24 protein-coding genes and 1 pseudogene are annotated in these 22,790 nt (G+C 62.7%); 14 read left to right on the forward strand and 11 right to left on the reverse strand.

What is annotated here, in order from left to right; all coding sequences use genetic code 11:
* Window positions 1-3: 3 nt before the first annotated feature.
* Window positions 4-1,932, forward strand: coding sequence for an asparagine synthase (glutamine-hydrolyzing) (gene asnB / locus O7A60_RS11410; RefSeq protein WP_337106336.1), 1,929 nt, complete (start codon window positions 4-6; stop codon window positions 1,930-1,932).
* On the opposite strand, the gene O7A60_RS11415 is transcribed toward asnB, so the two are convergent.
* The 3 genes and pseudogenes from O7A60_RS11415 to O7A60_RS11425 form a co-directional block, all read right to left on the reverse strand.
* Window positions 1,902-2,510 carry a glycosyltransferase family 4 protein gene (locus tag O7A60_RS11415; protein WP_337106337.1) on the reverse strand — a complete coding sequence of 203 codons (609 nt, stop codon included), beginning with the start codon at window positions 2,508-2,510 and terminating at the stop codon, window positions 1,902-1,904. The genes asnB and O7A60_RS11415 overlap by 31 nt on opposite strands.
* A gap of 45 nt (window positions 2,511-2,555) precedes the next feature.
* Window positions 2,556-2,876 (reverse strand): annotated as a pseudogene (locus O7A60_RS31945) (glycosyltransferase); the annotation flags it as partial.
* A gap of 124 nt (window positions 2,877-3,000) precedes the next feature.
* Entirely contained in the window at window positions 3,001-4,482 is a 1,482-nt protein-coding gene (locus O7A60_RS11425) for a glucosamine inositolphosphorylceramide transferase family protein (RefSeq protein ID WP_337106339.1), read from the reverse strand.
* A gap of 237 nt (window positions 4,483-4,719) precedes the next feature.
* Between O7A60_RS11425 and O7A60_RS11430 the strand changes: the two genes are divergently transcribed.
* Complete coding sequence (locus tag O7A60_RS11430; RefSeq protein WP_337106340.1) at window positions 4,720-5,151, forward strand: cupin domain-containing protein; 432 nt, start codon at window positions 4,720-4,722, stop codon at window positions 5,149-5,151.
* Between the two features lie 82 nt (window positions 5,152-5,233).
* Here the strand turns inward: O7A60_RS11430 and O7A60_RS11435 are convergent, their stop codons facing one another.
* Both O7A60_RS11435 and O7A60_RS11440 read right to left on the reverse strand, forming a co-directional pair.
* A complete protein-coding gene (locus tag O7A60_RS11435; RefSeq protein WP_337106341.1) occupies window positions 5,234-5,689 on the reverse strand; it encodes a carboxymuconolactone decarboxylase family protein in 456 nt (151 codons plus the stop codon).
* A gap of 103 nt (window positions 5,690-5,792) precedes the next feature.
* Window positions 5,793-6,221 (reverse strand): SRPBCC family protein, encoded by a 429-nt coding sequence (locus O7A60_RS11440; RefSeq protein ID WP_337106342.1) that lies wholly within the window; start codon window positions 6,219-6,221, stop codon window positions 5,793-5,795.
* Between the two features lie 203 nt (window positions 6,222-6,424).
* Here O7A60_RS11440 and O7A60_RS11445 point away from each other — a divergent pair, with 203 nt between their 5' ends.
* Together O7A60_RS11445 and O7A60_RS11450 are read left to right on the forward strand one after the other, a co-directional pair.
* Entirely contained in the window at window positions 6,425-7,177 is a 753-nt protein-coding gene (locus O7A60_RS11445) for a copper homeostasis protein CutC (RefSeq protein WP_337106343.1), read from the forward strand.
* Window positions 7,174-7,662 (forward strand): GNAT family N-acetyltransferase, encoded by a 489-nt coding sequence (locus O7A60_RS11450; protein WP_027144033.1) that lies wholly within the window; start codon window positions 7,174-7,176, stop codon window positions 7,660-7,662. Before O7A60_RS11445 ends, O7A60_RS11450 begins: the two co-directional genes overlap by 4 nt.
* Before the next feature lie 22 nt (window positions 7,663-7,684).
* On the opposite strand, the gene O7A60_RS11455 is transcribed toward O7A60_RS11450, so the two are convergent.
* The 4 genes from O7A60_RS11455 to O7A60_RS11470 all read right to left on the reverse strand — a co-directional run bounded on the left by O7A60_RS11455 (window position 7,685) and on the right by O7A60_RS11470 (window position 12,840).
* A complete protein-coding gene (locus O7A60_RS11455) occupies window positions 7,685-8,707 on the reverse strand; it encodes an acyltransferase family protein (protein WP_337106344.1) in 1,023 nt (340 codons plus the stop codon).
* A gap of 262 nt (window positions 8,708-8,969) precedes the next feature.
* The gene (locus O7A60_RS11460) at window positions 8,970-9,767 is read right to left on the reverse strand and encodes an FAD binding domain-containing protein (RefSeq protein WP_337106345.1); all 798 of its coding nucleotides are present in this window, start codon (window positions 9,765-9,767) and stop codon (window positions 8,970-8,972) included.
* 128 nt (window positions 9,768-9,895) lie between these two features.
* Window positions 9,896-12,241, reverse strand: coding sequence for a xanthine dehydrogenase family protein molybdopterin-binding subunit (locus O7A60_RS11465; RefSeq protein ID WP_337106346.1), 2,346 nt, complete (start codon window positions 12,239-12,241; stop codon window positions 9,896-9,898).
* A gap of 98 nt (window positions 12,242-12,339) precedes the next feature.
* Window positions 12,340-12,840, reverse strand: coding sequence for a (2Fe-2S)-binding protein (locus O7A60_RS11470; protein ID WP_027144037.1), 501 nt, complete (start codon window positions 12,838-12,840; stop codon window positions 12,340-12,342).
* A 311-nt stretch (window positions 12,841-13,151) separates the two neighbouring features.
* Between O7A60_RS11470 and O7A60_RS11475 the strand changes: the two genes are divergently transcribed.
* Window positions 13,152-14,288 (forward strand): FIST signal transduction protein, encoded by a 1,137-nt coding sequence (locus tag O7A60_RS11475; RefSeq protein WP_337106541.1) that lies wholly within the window; start codon window positions 13,152-13,154, stop codon window positions 14,286-14,288.
* A gap of 9 nt (window positions 14,289-14,297) precedes the next feature.
* Window positions 14,298-15,638, forward strand: coding sequence for a hybrid sensor histidine kinase/response regulator (locus O7A60_RS11480; RefSeq protein WP_337106347.1), 1,341 nt, complete (start codon window positions 14,298-14,300; stop codon window positions 15,636-15,638).
* A 24-nt stretch (window positions 15,639-15,662) separates the two neighbouring features.
* Here O7A60_RS11480 and O7A60_RS11485 read toward each other — a convergent pair whose 3' ends face one another.
* Complete coding sequence (locus O7A60_RS11485) at window positions 15,663-16,346, reverse strand: response regulator transcription factor (protein WP_337106348.1); 684 nt, start codon at window positions 16,344-16,346, stop codon at window positions 15,663-15,665.
* A 220-nt stretch (window positions 16,347-16,566) separates the two neighbouring features.
* Between O7A60_RS11485 and O7A60_RS11490 the strand changes: the two genes are divergently transcribed.
* The 7 genes from O7A60_RS11490 (at window position 16,567) to O7A60_RS11520 (ending at window position 20,359) form a co-directional block, all read left to right on the forward strand.
* Window positions 16,567-17,265: a fumarylacetoacetate hydrolase family protein gene (locus O7A60_RS11490; RefSeq protein WP_337106349.1), complete on the forward strand. Its 699-nt coding sequence runs from the start codon at window positions 16,567-16,569 to the stop codon at window positions 17,263-17,265.
* Window positions 17,262-17,912 carry a maleylacetoacetate isomerase gene (gene maiA, locus O7A60_RS11495; protein WP_337106350.1) on the forward strand — a complete coding sequence of 217 codons (651 nt, stop codon included), beginning with the start codon at window positions 17,262-17,264 and terminating at the stop codon, window positions 17,910-17,912. Before O7A60_RS11490 ends, maiA begins: the two co-directional genes overlap by 4 nt.
* Window positions 17,902-18,045 (forward strand): hypothetical protein, encoded by a 144-nt coding sequence (locus tag O7A60_RS11500; RefSeq protein ID WP_337106351.1) that lies wholly within the window; start codon window positions 17,902-17,904, stop codon window positions 18,043-18,045. The genes maiA and O7A60_RS11500 overlap by 11 nt, the downstream gene beginning before the upstream one ends.
* Window positions 18,046-18,101: 56 nt before the next feature.
* Entirely contained in the window at window positions 18,102-19,142 is a 1,041-nt protein-coding gene (locus tag O7A60_RS11505; RefSeq protein WP_337106352.1) for a zinc-dependent alcohol dehydrogenase family protein, read from the forward strand.
* 71 nt (window positions 19,143-19,213) lie between these two features.
* The gene (locus O7A60_RS11510) at window positions 19,214-19,360 is read left to right on the forward strand and encodes a GNAT family N-acetyltransferase (RefSeq protein WP_337106353.1); all 147 of its coding nucleotides are present in this window, start codon (window positions 19,214-19,216) and stop codon (window positions 19,358-19,360) included.
* Window positions 19,360-19,761, forward strand: a complete 402-nt coding sequence (locus O7A60_RS11515) for a GNAT family N-acetyltransferase (RefSeq protein WP_337106355.1) — start codon at window positions 19,360-19,362, stop codon at window positions 19,759-19,761. The genes O7A60_RS11510 and O7A60_RS11515 overlap by 1 nt, the downstream gene beginning before the upstream one ends.
* Before the next feature lie 199 nt (window positions 19,762-19,960).
* Window positions 19,961-20,359 (forward strand): GFA family protein, encoded by a 399-nt coding sequence (locus O7A60_RS11520; protein WP_337106356.1) that lies wholly within the window; start codon window positions 19,961-19,963, stop codon window positions 20,357-20,359.
* 19 nt (window positions 20,360-20,378) lie between these two features.
* Here the strand turns inward: O7A60_RS11520 and O7A60_RS11525 are convergent, their stop codons facing one another.
* On the reverse strand, window positions 20,379-21,269 hold the full coding sequence (locus O7A60_RS11525; RefSeq protein ID WP_337106357.1) for a DMT family transporter: 891 nt from the start codon (window positions 21,267-21,269) through the stop codon (window positions 20,379-20,381).
* Between the two features lie 106 nt (window positions 21,270-21,375).
* On the opposite strand from O7A60_RS11525, the gene O7A60_RS11530 reads away from it, so the two are divergent.
* Entirely contained in the window at window positions 21,376-22,779 is a 1,404-nt protein-coding gene (locus O7A60_RS11530) for an aminotransferase-like domain-containing protein (protein ID WP_337106358.1), read from the forward strand.
* Window positions 22,780-22,790 lie beyond the last annotated feature (11 nt).

Below are 22,790 nucleotides of genomic sequence, written 5' to 3' on the forward strand. Positions count from 1 at the left end.
GCGATGTGCGGAATTTTTGGGTTCCACGCCCGATCACGCTTGCCTCTCGCCCAAACGCTGGATGGGGCCACGGATCGGCTGGCCCATCGCGGTCCGGACGGGCGCGGAACATTGATCATGCGGAGCCCGGATGGCGAGTGGCAGGCCGGACTCGGTCATCGTCGGCTGTCGATCCTTGATATCGAAGGCAGCCCGCAGCCGATGCATTCGCATGACGGCCGATATGTCATCGTCTACAATGGCGAGGTCTACAATTATATCGAATTGCGCGCCGAACTCATGGAACGCGGACATCGCTTTGCCACGCAAGGCGACACCGAAGTCGTGATCGAGGCCTGGCGCGCCTGGGGCGACGACTGCCTGCCGCGCCTCAACGGCATGTTTGCCTTTCTGCTTTGGGACAGCGAAACCGGCCGCCTCTATGCCGCGCGCGATCCTTTCGGCAAGAAACCGCTCTTCCTGGCTTCCGGGGACGGCTTCCACGCCTTCGCCTCCGAAATCGATTCGCTGCGCCATTTTCCGGATGTCGACGACCGTCTGGATCAGGATTCGCTGCGGGAATTTCTCAGCTATCGCTATGTCCCTGGACCGGCCACCTTCTTTCGCGGCATCTCCAAGGTTCCGCCAGGAACCTTCGTGGTGGTCGATGGCGCCAACATCCGTGCGGAGCGCTATTTCACGACGCCTTTTTCGCGCACGTCGCCCACCGTCGAGAGCTTCGACGAGGCGGTGAAGCTTTTTGGCGAGAAGCTCGATGAGGCGGTACGGCTCAGATTGCGCTCGGATGCGCCGTTCGGCGCATATCTTTCCGGCGGGCTCGATTCCTCGATGATCGTTGCGCTGATGAGCCGTCACATGGGCAAGCCCGTGGCGACCTATTCAGTAGGGTTCGATGTGCCCGGCTCCTCCGAATTGCCCTATGCCAGGCAAGTCGCCGACACCTTCGGCAGCCGCCACAGTGAGCTCGTCGTGAACATGGATGCGTTCACGTCGGTGTGGGAGGAGGCGGTGCTGCGGCGGGGCGCGCCGGTATCCGAGCCGTCGGACCTGCCGGTTCTGCTTTTGTCACGGCTGGCGAGCCGCACCGTCAAGATGGTGCTTACCGGCGAAGGCGCCGACGAGCTCTTGGGAGGCTATCCCAAGCATCGCGCCGAGCCGTGGGTTTCCATGTACCAGAGTCTGGTGCCGGGCGGCTTGCACGAAGCCCTTGTGGGTCCTGGCGCACGCGCCCTGCCCTATGCGGCGCGGCGACTGAAGATCTTGGCCGGCGTCGCCGGCATTCGCGATGCACAGGCCCGTATGGTGGCCTGGTTCGGCGGAGCAGACGGCGGTCAAGCCGAAGCGCTCTATGCCGGTCCGCCCCAATCGCGCGATCTCGACCCGCTGCCGTTCACGACGGATGGCGAAATCAGCCCGCTCAAACGCATGCTTCATTTCGATCAGACGTCATGGCTGCCGGACAATCTTCTCGAGCGCGGCGATCGCATGATGATGGCGGGGTCGATCGAAGGGCGCATGCCATTCATGGATGTCGGCCTGGCCGAACTCGTCGCCCAATTTCCCGATGCTTTCCTGACCGGCGCGCCAAAGGGCAAGCGCGTGCTGCGATCGCTTGCAGCGCAATTGCTTCCCCGCCAGATCCTGGAGCGCAAGAAGGTCGGCTTCCGAGTACCTGTCGAGCAATGGTTCCGTACCGGCATGTCGGATCAGCTTCGAGATCTGCTGCAGAGTGACAGCGCCACGGTGCGCAATGTCTGCAATGCGCGCGAGATAGATCGACTGATGAGCGAGCACCTGGGTGGCGCTCACAATCACGAGAAGATACTGTGGGCGCTTGCCAATCTGGAGCAGTTCTTCCGGGTGTTCCGGCCGACGCTCGATGCTGAACAGCCGCAAGCCGCTCAGCGACGGGTCGCCAGCGCCTTCCGATAGGCTCCCTGAAGACCTTCGATCATGGTTTCGAGGCGGAAACGCGCGTTATAGATATCGCGCGACGCGGTTCGAAACGCTTCGCGGCGCGCGCCGTTTTCAATCAATTGCGCAAGGGCATGCGCAAGCTCTTCCGCATCGTCCGGCTTCACGCTTAGACCGTTCCGACCTTCCCTCAATACGTCGGGCACCGAGCCGACCGATGTCGCGACCAGGGCTGCGCCCGCACACGCACCCTCCAGCAGGCAAACCGGCAAGACCTCATTGCGTGACGGCAGGACGACGATATCGGCCTGCCGATAGAGCGGCAGGATCGTCTCGAGCGCCAGCCAGCCGGTGAATTCCACCTGGCCGAAAAGCCCTGAACTTATGGCGCGGTCGCGGAAGGCGGCGACATCGCCGGCACCCGCGAAGGTCGCGCGCCATTGCGGCAGATCCTTCGGCAGCAGCGCAAGTGCCTGAAGCAATACCCCGGCGCCTTTGGCCTCGGTGAGGTTCCCGGCAAACAACAGTCGAACGGGCGCATTCTCCTCGCGCGGTTGCGGTGCATCAAAAGCGAAGTCGGCGACGCCATTGGCCACGACGTCGAAGCGATCCGGCGGCATGTGATAAAAGTGGGCGACGAAGTCTCGCCAGTAATCGCCAAGCACGATGATGGCGTCGGCTCGCTCAAATACAAGGCGCAAGACACGGACCCAGCCGCGTTGCGCATCTCCGGGCTTGGGAAAGGCCGAGCCATGAAAGTGGACGACCGTGGCCGCGCCGGCCAATCGCGCCATGGACTGCATGACCCATTTCCTCCACGACGATGCATTCGTCGCGGTGTTGAGGTGGATGATGTCATACGGGCGGGTTGCCAGCAGCCAGCCATAGCGGATCAATGCGAACGGGAAATGTGCCAGCCAACCGACACCGGACGCGTCGCCTCGCGAGGCCAGGAAATCCATCTCGATCGCACTGCCGGCCGTCGAACGAAGCTGTTCATCAACGTGAGAAAACAGCGTCTCGATGCCGCCACGGCCTTTCAGGCCCCGCGGAACGACACAGAGGACCCGGATTGGATCCAAAAGGTCACACAACCCTTCGAAGCGCCGACCTGGGCGCGGGTGCTCGACAGTCGATGACTTCAAGATGATCGCTGCTGTTGAGAGTATGGATCATCGGATAAGGTCTCTTTGCCGAAGCAAGAATGGGCACTGGTAAGGTCAAACGCACCTTCGTCTCGTCCAACTCGACAAGGTCGGCAAGTCCGAGCCCGCCGCCATAATTGTCCGTGCCGTTCTGCAATGGCAATATGATGCGATCGCCCATACGCACAAAACAGCCTCCGGGCCGGGCTGCGGCGCGATCGATTCTCACCGGATTGCTCCGGTGCGGGAACCATGGTCCCTCCAGGGCCTGCGCATAATAGACCACGAGGGTGTCCGAGGCGCTGCCGTAGCCGTCGCGTTCGGTCGCGAACAGCCAAAGCTTGCCGCCATGCTCCAGCAAGGTCGCATCGAAAAGTTCGCGATCCGGAATCAGGACCGAATGCCGAACCCACCGGTCCGGGAACGACTCAGCCCGGTATAGAACCAGATCTCCACCCGAACCGCCCTCGGGAAGCATCCAGATCTGGCCGCCATGACTGAACACTTGCGGATAGGACAGATGATAGGGTTCCTCGATCACCACACGCGGCACGGTTGGAGCGCCGTCCCGGAAGACCTCGGTCACGGAAATCGCCGCTTTGGTACTGGCATGGCAAAAGTCTTCAATGAATATGAAATATCGCCCCTGCCATTCGAACGGAAACGGATCAGCATAGAAACGATCGCCATCATCGGGCAGATCGATCCAGGGTTCTCCGGCCAGGAGACCCGTGGCCGCGACGGTCTGGCCATTGTGAAACCGGTAGCTCACCCGCCAACGATTGAGGCGGAACCCCAAGCGCCTGGCCGCCCCTGCTGTTTGCCGGGGTATGGTTGAAAGAAGGTAGGTACCGATCAGCTGTCCATTGGTTGGACACTGACGCGCGCCCCCTGTCGGTTCGGATCGGGCCTTGTGGCCCTTGAGGAAATGATCCGTCGTATCCACCAGCAGTGTGCACATGCGCGCCAGAATGTCATTGAGCCCGCGAAGGATCGAAAGCCGGCTGTCGACCATGGGGGCCGCGCGCGCGATGCGTTCACCATCCAGAATGATTTCGATATCGGGAAGGCCGCCGGCCATCAACACCCGGGCTGCTTCGGCAATTGACGCGGAGCCCGCGAAGCCCGGGCGAAGGCCGGGAGAGGCAATAGGCAGCATGACGCCGGTCAGATCGATACGCAGTTCAGCGTCAGGCCGGGACCGGGACAGTTCCACGCCCTCGACAGGTTCAAGAAGGTCATGGCCCCGAATCTGCACTGCCTTGCGCTCAAGGCGCAGAATATAGCCAAGCGGCCATTGTACCCCGGGCGCCGCAACGCCGACCAGCGCAACGTCATGACCTTTCTCGGCCAGCCGCTTGGCGACAAGCATGTGCACCGAACACACGTTGTCATCAGGAACAAGTATATCAATTCTGCTCATCGGGATTCCGTCAGCGAAGGTCGAGAGACTATGAGAACCAGTTGCTAAGTTCGGCTTAATACCGCGGACTCTGTAAGGTGTGTTCGGCGGTGTGCCTTCCGCCGACCACCGAGACGTGCGACAGCATGGCTTTCCCACTCGGTGCCAGGTGGCAATGGGTCGAGCCATTCCGACGGTCTCACCGGCAGGCTTGCGCATGGGAAGCCTCCCGAGCAATGCTGCGGCAGTGGAGGAATCATGCGGAAAGTCCTGATAGCGGTACTGCTGGCCGCGGCTGCACTTTATGCAAATTGTGCCCTGGCATTGGACAGCAGCGGAACCCCCGTCGTCGTGACGCCACTCGCATCACGCACGACCACTGCATCAGGTCAGCCGATCACGCTGCCGCAGAAGAACGTGCAGGTGCTGGTCTCGACCTATGACATCAGGCCCGGCGCGACCTTGCCGGTCCATCGCCATCCCTTCCCGCGCTACGCTTATGTCGAGGCCGGAACATTGAAGGTCACCAACGTCGAGACCGGCAACAGCAACGTCTACAAGACAGGTGATTTCATCATCGAGATGATCGGCCAATGGCATCAGGCCACCAATATTGGTGACGGGCCGGTCAAGCTCCTGGTGATCGATCAGGTCGAGGAAGGCGCCAAGAACACGGAATTGCGCCAGTAGCCACCAAGACTATGCCCGCGCCCGAGGGCGGGAAGGCAATGCCCCGCCCGCCCTCGCCTCGCGGACCATTCGAACCAGGCGCCTAGCCCCAGGCGCCAACCGGCTGCCGGGTCGTTGCGTTCAGCCTATTGAAGGCGTTGATCAGGGCGATCTGGATGACCAGTGCGGCAAGCGCCTTCTCGTCATAATGCCGGGCCACTTCGTCCCAGACATCGTCCGGCACTGCGTCCGGCCGGTCGGCGAGCCTGGTGCCGGCTTCTGTCAGCGCCAATGCCGCGCGCTCGGCGTCGGTGAAATACGGCGTCTCCCGCCAGGCCGCCAGCGCAAAGATGCGCTCGTCCTTTTCTCCGGCCTTCTTCAATTCGCGCGCATGCATGTCGACGCAGACGCTGCAATTATTGATCTGGCTGGCGCGCAGATGAATGAGCTTGCGCGTCACATAGGGCACGTCGGCCGCCTCGGTCGACTTGTCCAGCGCCAGCAGCGCCTGCGCCGAACCGGGGATGAGCATCACCGGGTTCTTGATCCTTGCTTGCATGATCCTTCTCCTTTTGAATTGTTTCTCCGGGCGTGTTTTCCCGGCCCGGACGCCTCGCATCCAGGATTCGAACTTGATAAAACTGTTGACTGCCTGCCGCGTATCAGGCCTGCGTTGCGGTAACCTGTTCGAGCCGTTCGAGAATGCGCGGCCAGCCACTTCCCATGCCGATATAGCCACGCTCGTCGGCCGGTCGGAATCCCGACTGCTCCATTCGCACCCGGGTCGCCACACCCTCGGGCGTCAGTGACCAGGTCACCACGGTTTTCAACCCGCTGTCCGATTCCGTCCCATCGCCCCAACTGTAGGCCAGCAACCGCGGCGCCTCGACTTTCAGCACCACGCAGTTCGTCACGCCGGACCATCCGGGAACTGGTGTCGCACGCAGTGTGAAGCGATGCCCCTCTTGCGCAGCGAAGTCATTCTGCATGAGCCATTCGCCGACGAGCGCTGGCACGGTCAGTGCCCGCCATATCTTTTCCGCCGAATATGGAACCAGCCTTTCGACGACAATCGATTTGGTTTCCGTCACGCCTTGCTCCTCTCGTTGTTGTCGTCGTGCCACGCACGCGCAATCAATAACCCGTCAGCTATAGATTACTCATAACCATGCGGTTATGCGATTGTCAAGTAAGGAATCTGCCATCTGGTCCAAATGGCGGCATAGGGTTCACGCTTTCGCGTCAGCCGTCCTGGTGCTAGGCCTCTCCACGACATCATGAACTGGATTGCCCCGTGGAAACTCGCCCGCCGCTGATCGAAATCTGTGTCGAAGGCATCGATGGCCTGCTCGCCGCGCAGGCCGCCGGCGCCGACCGGATCGAACTCTGCGCCAGTCTGGTCGAGGGCGGCATCACGCCGAGCCTTGGCACTGTGCACGCCGCGCTCGATCAGGCGACCGTCCCGTTCCACGTCATGGTGCGGCCGCGCGGCGGCGATTTTCTCTACAGCGAGACTGAATACCGCTCGATGCTGGCCGACGTCACCGCGCTCCGCGAGCTCGGTGTGCCCGGGGTGGTGTTCGGCTGCCTGAACGCCGACGGCACCATCGATGAGAAGCGCATGGGCGAACTGACCGAGGCCGCATGGCCCTTGAACGTCACTTGCCACCGCGCCTTCGACATGACGCGCGATCCGGCCGAGGCACTGGAGGCGCTGATCCGCTGCAAGGTCGGCCGCGTGCTGACCAGCGGCCAGCGCGACACGGCGATCGAGGGCTTGCCGTTGCTGGAAGAGCTGGTGCGTCAGGCCGGTGACCGGATCATCATTCTCGGCTGCGGCGGGCTCGATCTCGGCAACATTGCCGAGGTGCGCGCAAGGACCGGCCTGGCCGAAATGCACTTCGCCGCCCTCAAGGACGTGCCGAGCGCCATGCGCTACCGCAATCCGAAGGTCGGCATGGGCGGCTCCGATCTCGACCGCGAGTATCGCAACACACTGACCGACACACCGCTGGTGGCGGCGACAATCGCGGCGGCCAAGGCATGACCTCTCCCATAGACCGCATAGCGCAGGACGACGAAGCCGCCATACTGGCGCTCAACAACGAGCACGCCGCCGAATTGTCGTGGCTCGAAGCCGAACGGCTGTCCTTCCTGCTCGGCGAGTCCTTCTATGCCCGCCGCATCGGCGATCTCGAAGCCTTCATCATGACCTTCGACCAGGATGCGAACTACGACAGTCCGAACTTCGTCTGGTTCCGCGAGCGCTACGAGCGCTTCATCTATGTCGACCGCGTCGTCGTGGCGGCGCACGCAAGAGGCCGCGGCCATGCTCGCCGGCTCTATCGGGACCTGTTCGACCAGGCGGAGAGCGCCGGCCACACACTGGTCACCTGCGAGGTCAACACCGATCCGCCCAACCCAGCCTCGGATGCCTTCCACGCCGCTCTCGGCTTCGCCGAAGTCGGCGACGCGGTGATCCATGGCGGCAAGAAGGCGGTGCGCTATTATATCAGGCAGATCGCCGCCTGATCCGATGGCGCTCGGCGCTCATTCACCAATTGCGGTTGAGCCATTCGCGCGCTGGGCGCTCGATGAGGTAGTAGCTGCAGAGCGCGCAGGCGAAAACCCCGGCCAGCATCGGCCATGGATTGCTGCCCTGCTCGTAGACGAATTTGTAGAAGGGCTGCTGCCACAGATAGAGCGAATACGACCACAGACCCAGTGTCGTCATCGGCAGGGATGACAGCCATCCGGACAAGAACCGCGTGCTGAAATCCAGCGCATTGATAGCAGTCGCCAGCAATGGCACCGCGACCAGGTAGTGGATCGGTGTCGGTACTGAATCCATGAACAGGAAAACCGCGCCAACGGTGGCCGCAACGGCGACATAGGGCCCCTTCAACAAGGCCGGCAGCTTGCCGTCGGCCTTGAGCAGACAGACCGCGGCCGACAGCAGGATCGAGGCGATGTGCACATCGGTGCGCCAGTACGTGGCTTCATAATCCATGTGCAGGAACCAGTAGGAAACCGCGCCATTGGCCATGGCCAGCAAGGCCAGGACCAGCAGCAGCGGGACGACACGGCTGCGGCTGGCAACGATTGCGCTGATCGCCGCCAGGATGATGTAGGCATGCTCTTCGATACAGAGCGACCAGATGTGGTCGAGTGCGCCGGCCCGGTTCAGGAGAATTCCGGCATAGTTGTAGGTGAATGTCAGCGCCGTCAGGGCCGCCTTCCATTTGAAGACGATGAACGTGCCTGAGAGCGCGATCATGGCGACGACGACAAAGACCAGAAGCGCCGGATAGATGCGCGAGAAGCGGCGCTTGAAGAATTTCTTCAGCGGATAGCGTTCGATGAACAGGATTTCGGCCATCAGCCGGCCGCTGAGCACGAAGAAGAATTCGACGCCCAGCACGCCCAGATTGATTCCGGGAACGGGAAAAAAATGCCCAATCAGCACCAGGGCGATCGACAGACCGCGCCAGCCGTCGAGATAGGCCAGCCTTGTCCTGGCCGATCGGTCGACGATCGTTTGGGACGGCACCAAATGGGTCGCGGAAATTTCGGACATGCCGATCCTTTCGCATTTATATGCGAAAGGGCACGGCTGTACGCATTCCGAACCCGGCTCGCATTCTCCGCCCGCCCCATACTGCAGTGCAATATAAGTTTGTGCAAGTGCGAGATTGGTGCCGGTGCATTCCCGGGCAGGCATGGGTCAGAATCGTTTCAAGCAAACATGGGATGCGGCGGCCGGAAACCGGGCAGCTACAGGCGCCAGGAACGAAAAAGGGCCGTGACAGCCCCTGTCCTTGTCCGCAATCGATCTTGCGTCAGGCGTTGGCTGCCGCCACCGCGCGCTTGGCCATGACCGCGATCAGGTTGGCGCGGTAGTCGGCGGAAGCGTGGATGTCGCTCATCAGGTTTTTCGCCGGCACTTTCACGCCATTGAGCGAAGTGGCATCGAAGCTCTTGGCAAGTGCCGCCTCGATCTCCTTCGAGCGGAAGACGCCGTCATCGCCGGCGCCGGTGACGGCAACGCTGACGCCATCCTTGCCCTTGGCCACGAACACGCCGACGATCGCGTAGCGCGAGGCCGGGTTGCGGAATTTTTCGTACGCAGCCTTTGCCGGCGCCGTGAAGGAGACCGCCGTGACGATCTCGCCATCCTTCAAGGCCGTCTCGAACAGCCCCTTGAAGAACTTGTCGGCCGATATTTCGCGCTTGTTGGTGATGATGGTGGCGCCCAGCGCCAGAAGTGCGGCCGGATAATCCGCCGCCGGATCGTTGTTGGCGATCGAACCGCCGATCGTGCCCTTGTGGCGTACCGCCGGATCGCCGATCAGCGACGCCAGATGGGCAAGCGCCGGGCAGGCCTTGCGCAGCTTCTCGTCATTGGCGACGTCGAAATGCGTGGCGGCGGCGCCGATCGTGACCGTCTTGCCTGACACCTTGACGCCCTGCAACTCCTTGATGCGTGACAGGTCGACCACGTCGGAAGGGGCCGCCAGCCGCGTCTTCATGGCGGGGATCAAGGTCATGCCGCCCGACAGCAGCTTGGCGTCGCCGCTCTTCACGAGCTTGGCGGCTTCAGTGACCGAGGCGGCACGGTGATAGTTGACTGCGTACATGGGATCCTCCCCTAAGTGGTCAGGCAGTGGTGAGCAGTGAGCAGTCAGTAGTCAGTAGTCAGTAGTGGGAACGCCGCCGCCGGAGCTGGACACGGTGCCCTATTCGCTACTCACTACTCCCTACTCACTCATTTCGCGGCGCGGATCGCGGCCCACACGGTCGACGGTGTGGCCGGCATGGCGATATCGGCGATGCCGATGGCGTCGGTGATGGCATTGATCACCGCCGGCGGCGAACCGATGGCGCCGGCCTCGCCGCAGCCTTTGATGCCGAGCGGATTGCTCGGACATGGCGTGTTCGACGTCGAGACCTTGAACGACGGCAGGTCGCCGGCACGCGGCATGGTATAGTCCATGTAGCTCGCCGTCAGCAGCTGCCCGCTGGCGTCGTAGTGAGCGCCTTCCAGCAGCGCCTGGCCAACGCCCTGGGCGATGCCGCCATGCACCTGGCCTTCGACGATCATCGGATTGATGATGTTGCCGAAATCGTCCGCCGCCACGAACTGGACGATCTCGGTCGTTCCGGTTTCCGGATCGATCTCGACCTCGCAGATGTAGCAGCCCGCCGGGAAGGTGAAGTTCGCCGGATCGTAGAACGCCGTTTCCTTCAGTCCTGGTTCCATGCCGGCCGGCAAATTGTGCGCGGTATAGGCGGCCAAAGCCACTTGGAACCACGGCAGGCTCTTGTCGGTACCGGCGACCTTGACTTCGCCATTCTCGATGACGATGTCGCCCTCGTCGGCTTCGAGCAGGTGCGCGGCGATCTTCTTGGCCTTGGCCTCGACCTTGTCGAGCGCCTTGGCGATCGCCGACATGCCGACCGCGCCCGAGCGCGAGCCGTAAGTGCCCATGCCCATCTGCACCTTGTCGGTGTCGCCGTGGACGATCGACACCGAATCGATCGGCACCCCAAAACGCTGGTTGACCAGTTGCGCGAAGGTCGTCTCGTGCCCCTGGCCATGGCTGTGCGACCCCGTCAGCACCTCGATGGTGCCGACGGCATTGACCCTTACCTCAGCCGATTCCCACAGGCCGACGCCGGCGCCAAGCGAGCCGACCGCGGCCGACGGGGCGAGGCCACAGGCCTCGATGTAACAGCTCATGCCGATGCCGCGCAGCTTGCCCTTTTTGGCCGCGTCCGCCTTGCGCTTGCCAAAGCCGGCATAATCGGCGGTCTTCATGGCCGCGTCGAGCGAGGTCGCATAGTCGCCGGCGTCATAGTTCATGATCACCGGTGTCTGGTGCGGGAAGGTCGTGATGAAGTTCAGGCGCCGCAGCTCGGCCGGAGACACGCCGAGTTCGCGTGCAGCGGCTTCCATGGTGCGCTCCAGAAGATAGGTGGCTTCTGGCCGCCCTGCCCCGCGATAGGCATCGACAGGTGCCGTGTTGGTGTAGACGGTGCGTACATTGGCGTGAATGGCCGGGATGTCGTACTGCCCTGACAGCAGTGTCGCGTAGAGATAGGTCGGCACACAGGACGAGAACAGCGACATGTAGGCGCCGAGATTGGCGATGGTGTCCACCTTCAGCCCGGTGATCCTGTTGTTCTTGTCGAAAGCCATTTCCACGGTCGAGACGTGGTCGCGGCCATGCGCGTCGGTGAGGAAGCTTTCGGTGCGATCGGCGACCCATTTGACCGGCACGCCGGTCTTCTTCGAGGCCCACAGGCAGACGATCTCTTCCGGGTAGATATAGATCTTGGAGCCGAAGCCGCCGCCGACATCCGGCGCGATCACGCGCAGCTTGTTTTCGGGTGCGACGTTGTAGAAGGCGCTCATCACCAGCCGCGCCACATGCGGGTTCTGCGATGTCGTCCAGCAGGTGTAATGATCCTCGGCCTTGTCGTAATGGCCAAGAGCCGCGCGCGGCTCCATCGCGTTCGGCACCAGCCGGTTGTTGACGATCTTCATGCGGGTGACATGCGCCGCCGCCTTGATGGCGGTATCGGTCGCCTTGGCATCGCCGATCTCCCAGTCGAAGATCAGGTTGTTCTCGGCCTCGGCATGGACCTGCGGCGCGCCCTTTTCGAGCGCCTTGGTCGCGTCGACGACGGCCTTCAGTTCCTTGTAGGTGATGTCGACCGCCTCGGCCGCATCGCGTGCCTGGCCCTTGGTTTCGGCCACCACCACCACGACCGCATCGCCGACATAACGGACCTTGTCGACGGCCAGCGGCGACCATGCGCCCATCTTCATGGGCGAACCGTCCTTGGAATGAATCATCCAGCCGCAGATGAGGTTGCCGATACCATCGGCCTTGAGCTCCTTGCCGGTCAGCACGCCAATAACGCCCGGCATGCCTTGAGCCGTTTTCACGTCGATCTTCTTGATCTGCGCATGCGCGTGCGGGCTGCGCACGAAGGCTGCATGCTTCATGCCGGGCACCACCATGTCGTCGACATAGCGGCCGGCGCCGGTGATGAACCTTTTGTCTTCCTTGCGCGCGACCCGAGCGCCAACACCTTCGATGCCCATGCAGAGATTCCTCCCGAAAAAGTGAATAGGAAGCAGTGAGCAGTAAGCATAGCCGCCGGTTCAGACCGACCACTGACTACTCACTACCCGCTCTTCTCTCACGCCGCCTGTTTCGCCTTGTCCTTGGACCCATTCGACATCGTCTTCGATGCGGCGAGGATCGCCTTCACGATGTTGTGGTAGCCGGTGCAGCGGCAGATATTGCCTTCGAGTTCTGCACGAACCGTGGCCTCGTCGAGGCCTTCGGGATGACGGTTGATCATGTCGATTGCGGCCATGATCATGCCTGGCGTGCAGAAGCCGCATTGCAGACCATGATGTTCCTTGAAGGCCGCCTGCACTGGATGCAGGTCGGCGCCGTCGGCGAGGCCTTCGATCGTAACCACGGTTGATCCGGACGCCTGGACCGCGAGCATGGTGCAGGACTTGACCGCCTTGCCGTCGACATGCACGACGCAGGCTCCGCACTGCGAGGTGTCGCAACCGACATGGGTGCCGGTCAGGCCGAGATTCTCCCGCAGGAAATGGACGAGCAGCGTTCGATCCTCGACGGCACCGCCGATCCGCTTGCCGTTCACCATCAACGAAACGTCCGACATAGCCCCTCCCCGGGTGTCAACCTTGGTCATCAGGTTGCCGACGCGCCGCTGGCACTTCGGCCATGCGTTAGTCGTACACCGCACAACGCACAAAAAACAACACGAGGGAAAAGTCGGATTATTGTACTTTCGGCCATGGCCAAGGAACCAAAGTGCATTTTTCCGGCCCCATTGCCAAAACGCCTCCTGGCGGCAAGAATGCCTTCGTCGCCCGCGCGCCACAAGCACTTGAAAAGCCGCGCACAAGAAGGCGTCGGAGGAAATGCGGGAGAACGCCGCTGACCAGTTCACTGACGCGCTACGCATGCGGGTTGTCGGCGCTGACCACGGACGAGCCCGACCCGGACGTCTTCGCACGCGCGGTAGCCGCCGAGGCCGCTGCCATCGATGCCGGCTTTGCCCTCGTGTTCTTTTCCCAAAGCCTAGTCGAGGCAAGCACCCTCTCGCAGGCGCTCACGACGTACGCGCCGGGGCTCCACCATGCCGGCTGCTCCACCGCCGGCGAGATCACGCCGCAGGGGCTCGAGGAAGGCCATATGCTGGCGATGCTGCTGCCCTCGGCGTCCTTCACGGCGGTCAGCACCATGGTCGACAATTTGTCGACATCGGGCATGGACAGGATCACCGAAGAGGTCGAGGCCCTGCGGCGCACCCTGCGCGCCCGGCCCGGCGGCGAGCAGACCAGGAACACCTTCGCGCTCTGCTTCATCGACGGGCTGTCCTATGCCGAGGAAGCGGTGAGTTCGGCCATTCACTGGGGTCTTGACGACATACCGCTGCTCGGCGGCTCGGCCGGTGACGATTTGAAATTCGAGACGACGCGTCTGATCTCGAACGGCGCCGTCACTTCGGACAGCGCCATCATCGTGCTGATCGCCACGGAAATTCCGTTCCACGTCTTCAAGACCGACAACTTCGTTCCCACCGACGAAAAGCTGGTGGTGACCGCGTCCGATCCGGATCATCGCATCGTGCGGGAGTTCAACGCCACCAATGCGGCGGAGGAATATGCCGCTTCCGTCGGCATCCTCCCGCAGACCCTGACGCCGCTGAGCTTCGCCTCGCATCCCGTGGTGGTGAAGGTGGGCGGAGAATATTACTGCCGCTCGATCCAGAAGATGCACGCGGATGGCTCGCTGTCGTTCTTCTGCGCCATCGACGACGGTGTCGTGCTGTCGATCGCCCAGCCCGAGGACATGGTGGAAGCGACACGAGCGGCATTGCGCGAGGTCAAGGAAAGGCTGGGCGGTATCGATATGATTCTTGGCTTCGACTGCGTGCTGCGCCGGCTGGATGCGCGCAACCGGCAGGTCTTTCGCGACATTTCGGAGCTCTACAGGGTCAACAATGTCATCGGCTTCGGCACCTATGGCGAGCAATATCGGTCGATGCACCTGAACCAGACTTTCACCGGCATCGCCTTCGGTGACCGGCAAGCGGCTGAATAGGCTCACAAAATGCCGCTCAGGGACATAAACGATCTCGACAGGCTGAAGAAGATCAACGCCGCCCTGGTCAGCCGCGTCGAGCGCTCGATGGACCAGCAAGGCAACGCCTTTTCGTTGTTCCAGACCGCGATCTCGCTGGAAAACCGGGTGCGCACGCGCACCGAGGAACTGCATTCGACCTTGCGCAGGCTGGAGCAGTCGAACATCGACCTCAGCGCCGCCAAGGAGAGTGCCGAGCTGGCGAACCTGTCCAAGACAAGGTTCCTCGCCGCCGCCAGCCACGACGTGCTGCAGCCGCTGAACGCCGCCCACCTCTCCGTCTCGGCGCTCGCCGAGGTGCAGACCAGCGAAGAGGGAAAAAAACTGGTTCGGCAGGTCGAGCGCTCGCTGGAGACGATGGAAGACCTGCTGCGCACCTTGCTCGACATTTCCAAGCTTGACGCCGGCGTGGTCCAGCCCGACATCGGCGATGTCAGCCTGGAGGCGTTGTTCTCGTCGCTGCGCTCGGATTTCCAGCCGGTGGCGGAGTTGAAGGCGCTGTCGCTGAAATTCCGGCCGGTCAATGCGGTGGTCCGCTCGGACAGGACCTTGCTGCGCCGCATCCTGCAGAACATCCTCTCCAACGCGCTGGGCTATACCCGTTCGGGTGGCGTGCTCGTCGGCACACGCCATCGCGGCGACACCATCCGCATCGATGTCGCCGACACGGGCTGCGGCATTCCCGAGGACCAGCGCGAAGCGGTGTTCGAGGAATTCCATCGCGGCACCTCGCCGGCCAACGCCGAACTCGATGGCGGCGGGCTTGGGCTCGGGCTCGCCATCGTGCGCCGCATGGCCGGCGCGCTCGGCCACCCCGTGACGTTTTCATCCAAGGTTGGCCGCGGCACCATCTTCCACATCGATGTCCCCGTCGGCCTCGGCGCGCCGGCCGATGCCATCGCCAGCGCCGCCAGCCTGGAACGACCGCGCGGCTACGGCCTGTTCGGCACCAAGGTGCTGCTGGTCGAGAACGATGCCGAGGTGCTGGAGGCCATGACCTTCCTGCTCGAACGCTGGCAATGCCTGGTGCGGGCCGCGACGTCGACCGACGATGCGCTGGACATGCTCGGCGATACCGACTGGGTGCCCGACATCATCATCGCCGACCAGCATCTCGACGGCGGTGACCTCGGCACCGCCACCATATCGGAGGTTCGCGACTATCTCGGCCGCGCCGTGCCGGCGCTGATCGTCACCGCCGACAGTTCCGAAGCCGTGGCCAAGGCAGCGCGTGCCGGCGGCATCGAACTGATGCGCAAGCCGTTGAAGCCGGCGCAACTGCGCGCGCTGCTGGCGCATTTGCTGGCTTAGAGTCCCCAGCGGAGGACTAATGGCTCAAAAACCGGCCTGATCGCGAAACAGCTCGGCATTATCCAGCTTCGACACCTCGATCACCGCTTGCGTGCGGCTGTAGACGTTGAGCTTGCGCAGGATCTCGGAGACATGCGCCTTCACCGTGGTCTCGCCGACCTGCAGCTCGTAGGCGATCTGCTTGTTGAGCAGGCCCTGGCGCAGCATCTGCAGCACGCGCAATTGCTGCGGCGTCAGCTTGGAGAGGCGCTGGAGCATGTCGGCGCGATCGGTACTGTCGGCGCCCTGCGGCAGGCCCTCATAGGTTTCCGGCACATAGATCGCGCCGTCCATCACCGAGCGGATTGCCGCGGCCAGATCGCTCTTGCGCGCTGATTTCGGAATGAAGCCGGCAGCGCCATAGGACAAGGCCTCGGAGATGATCCTCGGCTCCTCATAGCCCGACACGATCACCACCGGCAGGCGCGGATAGCGGGTCCTGAGCTGCAGCAGCCCGTCGAAGCCGTGCACGTCGGGCATGCTGAGGTCGAGGAGCGCCAGGTCGAAAGGCTTTGCATCGGCCAGCAGATCCAGCGCCTCGGTGATCGATCGCGCTTCGACCGTGTCGACCTCGGGATAAGCCATTTGGACGGCACTGTGCAGCGCCTCGCGAAACAGCGGATGGTCGTCGATGATAAGAAACCGGGCACGATCGGTGGGAGGGGTCATAGGGCTCGTTCCGGTTTACGGGGCACACCATAGTCTCCTGACCATGGCCGGATTATTGGCAAATAGTCTATCGCCTGTTGACGGGATTCATCGCTGCAAAAATGATCGGAAGCCTGAATTCCTCATCCAGCCGCGGCAAAGCCCATGCTTTATGAAAAGCGACGCCTTGCCCGACCCCCGAAATCGGCCGAATGTATCGCCATCATACGCAGAGATCGCCATGACCGCCTTTGTCCTTCCCGTCCCGCCAACGCCTTCTGTCGCCATTGCGGGTTCCGGCGAACGCTTTGCCGTGCGGCGCATCTTCTGCGTCGGCCGCAATTATGCGGCGCATGCGCGCGAATTCGGCAATGACGAGCGCGATCCGCCTTTCTTCTTCACCAAGCCGGCCGACGCGGTGGTCGATTCCGGCACTCATATCCCCTATCCACCGCTGACCGAAAATCTCCACTTCGAGATCGAGCTCGTGGTGGCGATCGGTACATCGGGCTTTCGCATTTCCCGCGACAAGGCGCTGGACCTTGTCTGGGGCTATGGCGTCGGCATCGACCTCACCCGCCGCGATCTGCAGGATGCCGCCAAGAAGGCGGCGCGGCCCTGGGACTGGTCGAAGGCGTTCGACCGTTCCGCGCCTTGCGGCCCGCTGGTTGCCGCGCGGAAATCCGGGCACCCGGCGAAGGGCCGTATCTGGCTCGCCATCGACGGCGCGGTGAAACAAGATGCGGACCTCGCCGAGCTGATTTGGCCGATCGCCGATATCGTCTCGATCTGCAGCGAAGGCGTGGAATTGCAGGCCGGGGACCTGATCTTCACCGGCACGCCGGCCGGCGTCGGCGCGGTCAGGCCGGGTGAGACGATGACCGGCGGGGTCGACGGCATCGGCACGATCGAAGTGACCATCGGCCAGCCGAAGTCATGAGCGACATTGTCCTGCACAACTACTTCCGCTCATCCACCTCGTATCGGGTGCGGATCGCCCTGGAGATGAAGGGGGTGGGCTATGACTACATCCCGCATCACCTGCGTCACGGCGAGCATCTGGAGGCGGCCTATCTCGCGGTCAATCCGCAGGGGCTGGTGCCGGCGCTGATCTGGAGCGACGGCATGCTCCTGACGCAATCGCTGGCGATCATCGAATTTCTCGACGAGACCATACCTGAACCTCCGCTATTGCCGAAAGACCCGCCCAGCCGGGCACGGGTGAGAATGCTGGCGCAGATCATCGCCTGCGACATCCACCCGGTGAACAATCTGCGGGTGCTGACCTCACTGCGCACGCTGTTCGGCGCCGGTGACCAGGATGTCGCCAACTGGTTCCGGCATTGGGTCAATGAAGGTTTTGCGCCGCTCGAGCAATTGCTGACGGCTTCGTCCGAAACCGGCGCGTTCTGTCACGGCGACACGCCGGGGCTGGCCGACATCTGCCTTGCCGCGCAAGTCACCAGCAATGCCCGCTTTGGCGTCGATATGATGCCCTATCCGACGATTTCGCGCATCAACACCGCCTGCATGGCGCTACCCGCCTTCCAGAAAGCCGCGCCGCAGAACCAGATCGATGCCGAGTAGAGAAGCCACCGATGCCGACGAGGCAAAGGCGCTGGCCGATATCGAGGCGTATGGCTGCCTCTACGTGCTGGAGGAAAATGGCGAACCGCCATTCGCCTACTCCGTTGGCATCGCGGGATCGATTTCCGCTTGACCGGTCAGGGAATCGGCTATCGTTTCCCACGTGCAGTCTCAAGGGTGGAGTGACCGATGAAAGCCGTCGTCTTCGAGAAATTCGGCGAAGCGCCGACCATCCAGACCGTGCCCGATCCGAAGCCGGCTGCCGATGGCGTCGTCATCAAGGTCGAGGCGACCGGGTTGTGCCGCAGCGACTGGCACGGCTGGATGGGCCATGACGCCGATATCCGCCTGCCGCACGTGCCGGGCCATGAACTGGCGGGAATCGTCGTCGCCGCCGGCAAGCACGTCACCCGCTGGAAGGCGGGCGAACGCGTCACCGTGCCGTTCGCCGTCGGTTGCGGCCACTGCTTCGAATGCACATCAGGCAATCATCAGGTCTGCGAACATCAGTCTCAGCCTGGCTTCAACGCCTGGGGCTCGTTCGCCGAATATGTCGCCATCGAACACGCCGACACCAATCTCGTGCGCCTGCCCGACGAAATGGAATTCGCCACCGCCGCCAGCCTCGGGTGCCGCTTCGTCACATCGTTCCGCGCCATCGTCGACCAAGGCCGGGTGACGCCGGGCGAATGGGTGGCGGTGCATGGCTGCGGCGGCGTCGGCCTGTCGGCGATCATGATCGCCAGTTCGATGGGCGCCAACGTCATCGCCATCGACCTCACCGAGGAGAAACTGAACTTCGCCAAAAAAATCGGTGCCGTGGCGACGATCAACGCCTCCACGACGCCGAACGTCGTCAAGGCGGTCAAGCAGATCACCAATGGCGGTGCCCACATGTCGATGGACGCGCTCGGCCACCCCACGACGTCCTTCAACTCGATCGCCAACCTGCGCCGGCGCGGCCGTCACGTGCAGGTCGGCCTGATGCTGGGCGAGCATGCCCGACCGCAAGTGCCGATGGACAAGGTGATCGCCTTCGAACTCGAAATCCTCGGCAGTCACGGCATGCAGGCCTATCGCTACCCCGCGATGATGGAGATGATCCGCCACGGCAAGCTCAAGCCCGAACTGCTGGTCGGCAAGAAGATCAGCCTCAACGAGGCGCCAGCAGCCTTGATGGCGATGGGCGGTTTCGAGGGCATCGGCATCGGCGTGGTGACGAAGTTCTAAGGTCGAGACTCAATCACAGCCAGAACGCTATTATGGTAGCGAGGGTGAGCCGATGCTCTTGGAGAGAGTGTATGATCGCGACAGACCGGTTGAAGCTCAGGGCCTGGCGAGAGGCGGATAAGCCCCTCTTGAGCGTTATCCACGCCGATCCGGAGGTGATGCAGTTCCTCGGCGGCATGAAGACGCCTCTGAGACCAGCGACATCGTCGAACAACTGATGCGGCTTTCCGAAGTCGGCGAGCCGATTTTCTGGGCCGCCGAGCCTATCGGCGACGGAGCGTTGCTCGGCGCGGTCGGCCTGCACCGCCTCGGGACCGATTTCCCTTTCGGCCCGGCCCTGGAGGTGGGCTGGCGGCTTGCTCGCGACCATTGGGGCAAGGGTTATGCGACCGAAGCCGCTCGCGCCGCCCTCGACTATGCATTCGGCAGCCTGGATGCGCCGCGCGTCTACGCATTCACCGCATTTGCGAACAAGCGGTCCGAAGCCGTCATGCAAAGGTTGGGGATGACGAAAATCGAGGGCGGCGAATTCGCTCACCCTGACCTGCTGCCGACCGATCCGAGCTCAATGCACATGCTGTATGTCGCCGAAAGGATGGTGCCGCAGTCGGGTACCTAAAGCTTAAACTCGTTCAGAGCCAAAAGGCGGTGAAAGGGAAGCAACAATCGGATGGCCGCTAGGCCATGCTCGACAAGAAGGCGCCGCTGGTACTTTCATTGGTAATGTCGCAATTGAGCGCCAGCTCGGCGCATCTCATGGCGACTCTCTCACTACGCCCGGTACAACTTAATGGGTCAGTGACTTAAGGAGAGTTTCCATGCGTGGTCATTGCTTATGCGGCGCTATTGCTTTTGAAGTCGATGGGCCGGCGCAAGCATGCGTGGTCTGTCATTGTGAAAGTTGTCGGCGGCAATGTTCCGCGCCGATGACCACCTATATTGGCGTCTTGGACGGCCACTGGCGATGGTTGGGCAAGCCACCGAAGGTATTCAACTCTTCTCCCGGTGTGGAAAGAACATTTTGCGATCACTGCGGCACGCCGCTGTCCTTCCGCTCAACGAACATGTCCGGTGTCATGCATTTTTTTGCAGCGGGGATGGAGGAGCCGGAAAAATTTGCACCCACGCTGCATGTCGCTTTTGAGGAGAAGCTCCCTTGGTTGAAACTAGCCGACGGCCTGCCGACACGGGTTGGGCCTGACTATACGAAAAACTAGTCAGGGATCGGCATCATCACTATGCAGTCGCACGCCGCGGCAAATCCCGCTTGGCGAATTTCTTTGCGCCGAACACGCAGGTCACCACGCCCAGCGTGACGACGATCATCATTGGGCTGACCTGCTCGTGCAGCAGCGTCGCCGCCAATGCGAGCCCGAAAAACGGCTGCAGAAGCTGCAACTGCCCCACCGCTGCAATACCGCCTTGCGCCAACCCGCGATACCAGAAGACGAAACCGATCAGCATGCTGAACAGCGAGACATAGCCAAGACCGATCCAGGCATTGGAGCCGACGCTGGCGAAGGATGGCGGCAGGGTCGCAAACGTCAGCACCAGCATGATCGGCAGGGACAGCACCAGCGCCCAGCAGATCACTTGCCAGCCGCCGAGCTTGCGCGACAGTGCGGCACCCTCGGCGTAGCCAAGGCCGCAGGCGATGATGGCCGCAAGCATCAGCCCATCGCCGACCGGCGAAGCCGTCACGCCTTGCGCAAGTGCAAAACCCGCCACCAGCGCACTGCCGAGGCATGAGAACAGCCAGAAGGCCGGCCGGGGCCGTTCACCGCCGCGCAACACACCGAAGATCGCGGTCGCCAGCGGCAGCAGGCCGACAAAGATGATGGAGTGGGCCGAGGTGACATGCTTCAGCGCCAATGCCGTCAGCAAGGGAAAGCCGACCACCACGCCAAGAGCAACAATGACGAGCGACAGCAAGTCATGACGCCCAGGGCGTTTCTCGCGGAATGCAAGTAGCAGCGCCAGACCAAGCAGGCCGGCTATGACCGCGCGAGCCGATGTCAGGAATATCGGATCGAGATCCATCACCGCCACGCGCGTCGCCGGCAACGAACCGCTGAAGATCAGCACGCCGATAAATCCGTTCACCCAGCCGCTCGCCGTCTTGTCCATCGCAGGCTCCATTGCTTTCACCCTCTATCGGGCGGACGCCCATGGTGCAGCCAGAGACAATGGGGTACAATTCGATGAAACTGTAATGGAGGATTGAGCAGTACGGATGACAGACCTTACTTTGGAACCCGACAGTGCGCGCACCCTTGTGGAAAGCGTCATGGCGACCATCCGACAGCGGATCGCAGCGCGCAGCCTGACACCGGGAACCCGATTGCCGTCGATCCGTGCCTTCGCGAAGTCCATGCAGGTGTCCAAATCCACCGTCGTCGAAGCCTATGAGCGGCTTGCCGCCGAAGGCGCGATCCGCTCCCGGCCGGGTTCCGGTTTTTATGCCGCCGGCTCGCTGGCGCCGCTGTCCCTGGCCGAGATCGGCCCCCGGCTCGATCGTGCCGTCGATCCGCTCTGGGTTTCGCGCCAGTCGCTGGAGGCTGGCGAGGAGGTCCTGAAACCCGGTTGCGGCTGGCTGCCGGCATCATGGATGCCCCAGACCGGGCTGCGCCGGGCACTGCGTACGGTCGCGCGTGCCGACGATGTCGCGCTTGCCGATTACGGCACGCCGCTCGGGCTGCCGCCGCTGCGGCAATTGCTGGCGCGGCGCATGGCCGGGCACGGCATCGAAGTCTCCCCCGAACAGATCATGCTGACGGAATCGGGCACCCAGGCCATCGACCTGCTCTGCCGGTTCCTGATCGAGCCCGGCGACACGGTGCTGGTCGACGACCCCTGCTATTTCAATTTCCACGCTTTGCTGCGTGCCCACCGCGCCAGGGTCGTCAGCATTCCCTACACACCATCGGGACCGGACATCGAACTGTTCGCCCAGGCGCTGGCCGAACACCGGCCGCGCCTCTACATCACCAACTCCGCCATCCACAATCCGACCGGCGCGATCCTGTCTCCGGTCACCGCGCACAGGTTGCTCAAGCTTGCCGACCAGTCGGACCTGACCATCGTCGAGGATGACATCTTCGCCGATTTCGAGCATACCCCTGCCCCCAGGCTGGCGGCGTTCGATGGCCTCAGTCGCGTCGTCCAGATCGGCAGTTTCTCCAAGACGCTCTCGGCGTCGGTCCGCTGTGGCTTCATCGCCGCGCCCCGAGACTGGATCGAGCGCCTGGCCGACCTCAAGATCGCCACGACTTTCGGCGGCGGACGGCTGGCGGCCGAACTGGTGCTGACGCTGCTGAAGGACGGCAGCTACCGCAAACATATGGATCTGCTGCGCGCCAAGCTTGCGCGCGCCATGGTTGAAACCAGCGCCCGGCTGAAAGCGATCGGCATCATGCCCTGGATCGAGCAGCCGGCCGGGCTGTTCCTGTGGTGCGGCCTGCCGGACGGAGTGGACGCGGCCGAAATCGCCCGCCGCGCCCTGGCCGACAACATCGTGCTGGCACCTGGCAATGCGTTCAGCCTGTCGCAGTCCGCCAGTCGCTTCCTACGCTTCAACGTCGCCCAGTGCGCGGACGAGCGGATTTTCAAGGCGCTCGAAACGGCGATGGCTCGCTGATTTGGCACGAA

This window comes from Mesorhizobium salmacidum (SeqCode) (genome assembly GCF_037179605.1).
In the GTDB taxonomy this organism is placed as follows: domain Bacteria; phylum Pseudomonadota; class Alphaproteobacteria; order Rhizobiales; family Rhizobiaceae; genus Mesorhizobium; species Mesorhizobium salmacidum.

Bases quoted from the DNA above. Each gene is read 5' to 3' on its own strand.
- O7A60_RS11425 (WP_337106339.1), bottom strand. From the start codon at position 4,482: ATGAGCAGAATTGATATACTTGTTCCTGATGACAACGTGTGTTCGGTG.
- O7A60_RS11515 (WP_337106355.1), top strand. From the start codon at position 19,360: ATGCGGCTTTCCGAAGTCGGCGAGCCGATTTTCTGGGCCGCCGAGCCT.
- O7A60_RS11460 (WP_337106345.1), bottom strand. From the start codon at position 9,767: ATGTACGCAGTCAACTATCACCGTGCCGCCTCGGTCACTGAAGCCGCC.
- O7A60_RS11465 (WP_337106346.1), bottom strand. From the start codon at position 12,241: ATGGGCATCGAAGGTGTTGGCGCTCGGGTCGCGCGCAAGGAAGACAAA.
- O7A60_RS11485 (WP_337106348.1), bottom strand. From the start codon at position 16,346: ATGACCCCTCCCACCGATCGTGCCCGGTTTCTTATCATCGACGACCAT.
- O7A60_RS11490 (WP_337106349.1), top strand. From the start codon at position 16,567: ATGACCGCCTTTGTCCTTCCCGTCCCGCCAACGCCTTCTGTCGCCATT.
- O7A60_RS11455 (WP_337106344.1), bottom strand. From the start codon at position 8,707: ATGTCCGAAATTTCCGCGACCCATTTGGTGCCGTCCCAAACGATCGTC.
- O7A60_RS11480 (WP_337106347.1), top strand. From the start codon at position 14,298: ATGCCGCTCAGGGACATAAACGATCTCGACAGGCTGAAGAAGATCAAC.
- O7A60_RS11500 (WP_337106351.1), top strand. From the start codon at position 17,902: ATGCCGAGTAGAGAAGCCACCGATGCCGACGAGGCAAAGGCGCTGGCC.
- O7A60_RS11525 (WP_337106357.1), bottom strand. From the start codon at position 21,269: ATGGACAAGACGGCGAGCGGCTGGGTGAACGGATTTATCGGCGTGCTG.
- asnB (WP_337106336.1), top strand. From the start codon at position 4: ATGTGCGGAATTTTTGGGTTCCACGCCCGATCACGCTTGCCTCTCGCC.
- O7A60_RS11530 (WP_337106358.1), top strand. From the start codon at position 21,376: ATGACAGACCTTACTTTGGAACCCGACAGTGCGCGCACCCTTGTGGAA.
- O7A60_RS11520 (WP_337106356.1), top strand. From the start codon at position 19,961: ATGCGTGGTCATTGCTTATGCGGCGCTATTGCTTTTGAAGTCGATGGG.
- O7A60_RS11470 (WP_027144037.1), bottom strand. From the start codon at position 12,840: ATGTCGGACGTTTCGTTGATGGTGAACGGCAAGCGGATCGGCGGTGCC.
- O7A60_RS11435 (WP_337106341.1), bottom strand. From the start codon at position 5,689: ATGCAAGCAAGGATCAAGAACCCGGTGATGCTCATCCCCGGTTCGGCG.
- maiA (WP_337106350.1), top strand. From the start codon at position 17,262: ATGAGCGACATTGTCCTGCACAACTACTTCCGCTCATCCACCTCGTAT.
- O7A60_RS11430 (WP_337106340.1), top strand. From the start codon at position 4,720: ATGCGGAAAGTCCTGATAGCGGTACTGCTGGCCGCGGCTGCACTTTAT.
- O7A60_RS11510 (WP_337106353.1), top strand. From the start codon at position 19,214: ATGATCGCGACAGACCGGTTGAAGCTCAGGGCCTGGCGAGAGGCGGAT.
- O7A60_RS11450 (WP_027144033.1), top strand. From the start codon at position 7,174: ATGACCTCTCCCATAGACCGCATAGCGCAGGACGACGAAGCCGCCATA.
- O7A60_RS11505 (WP_337106352.1), top strand. From the start codon at position 18,102: ATGAAAGCCGTCGTCTTCGAGAAATTCGGCGAAGCGCCGACCATCCAG.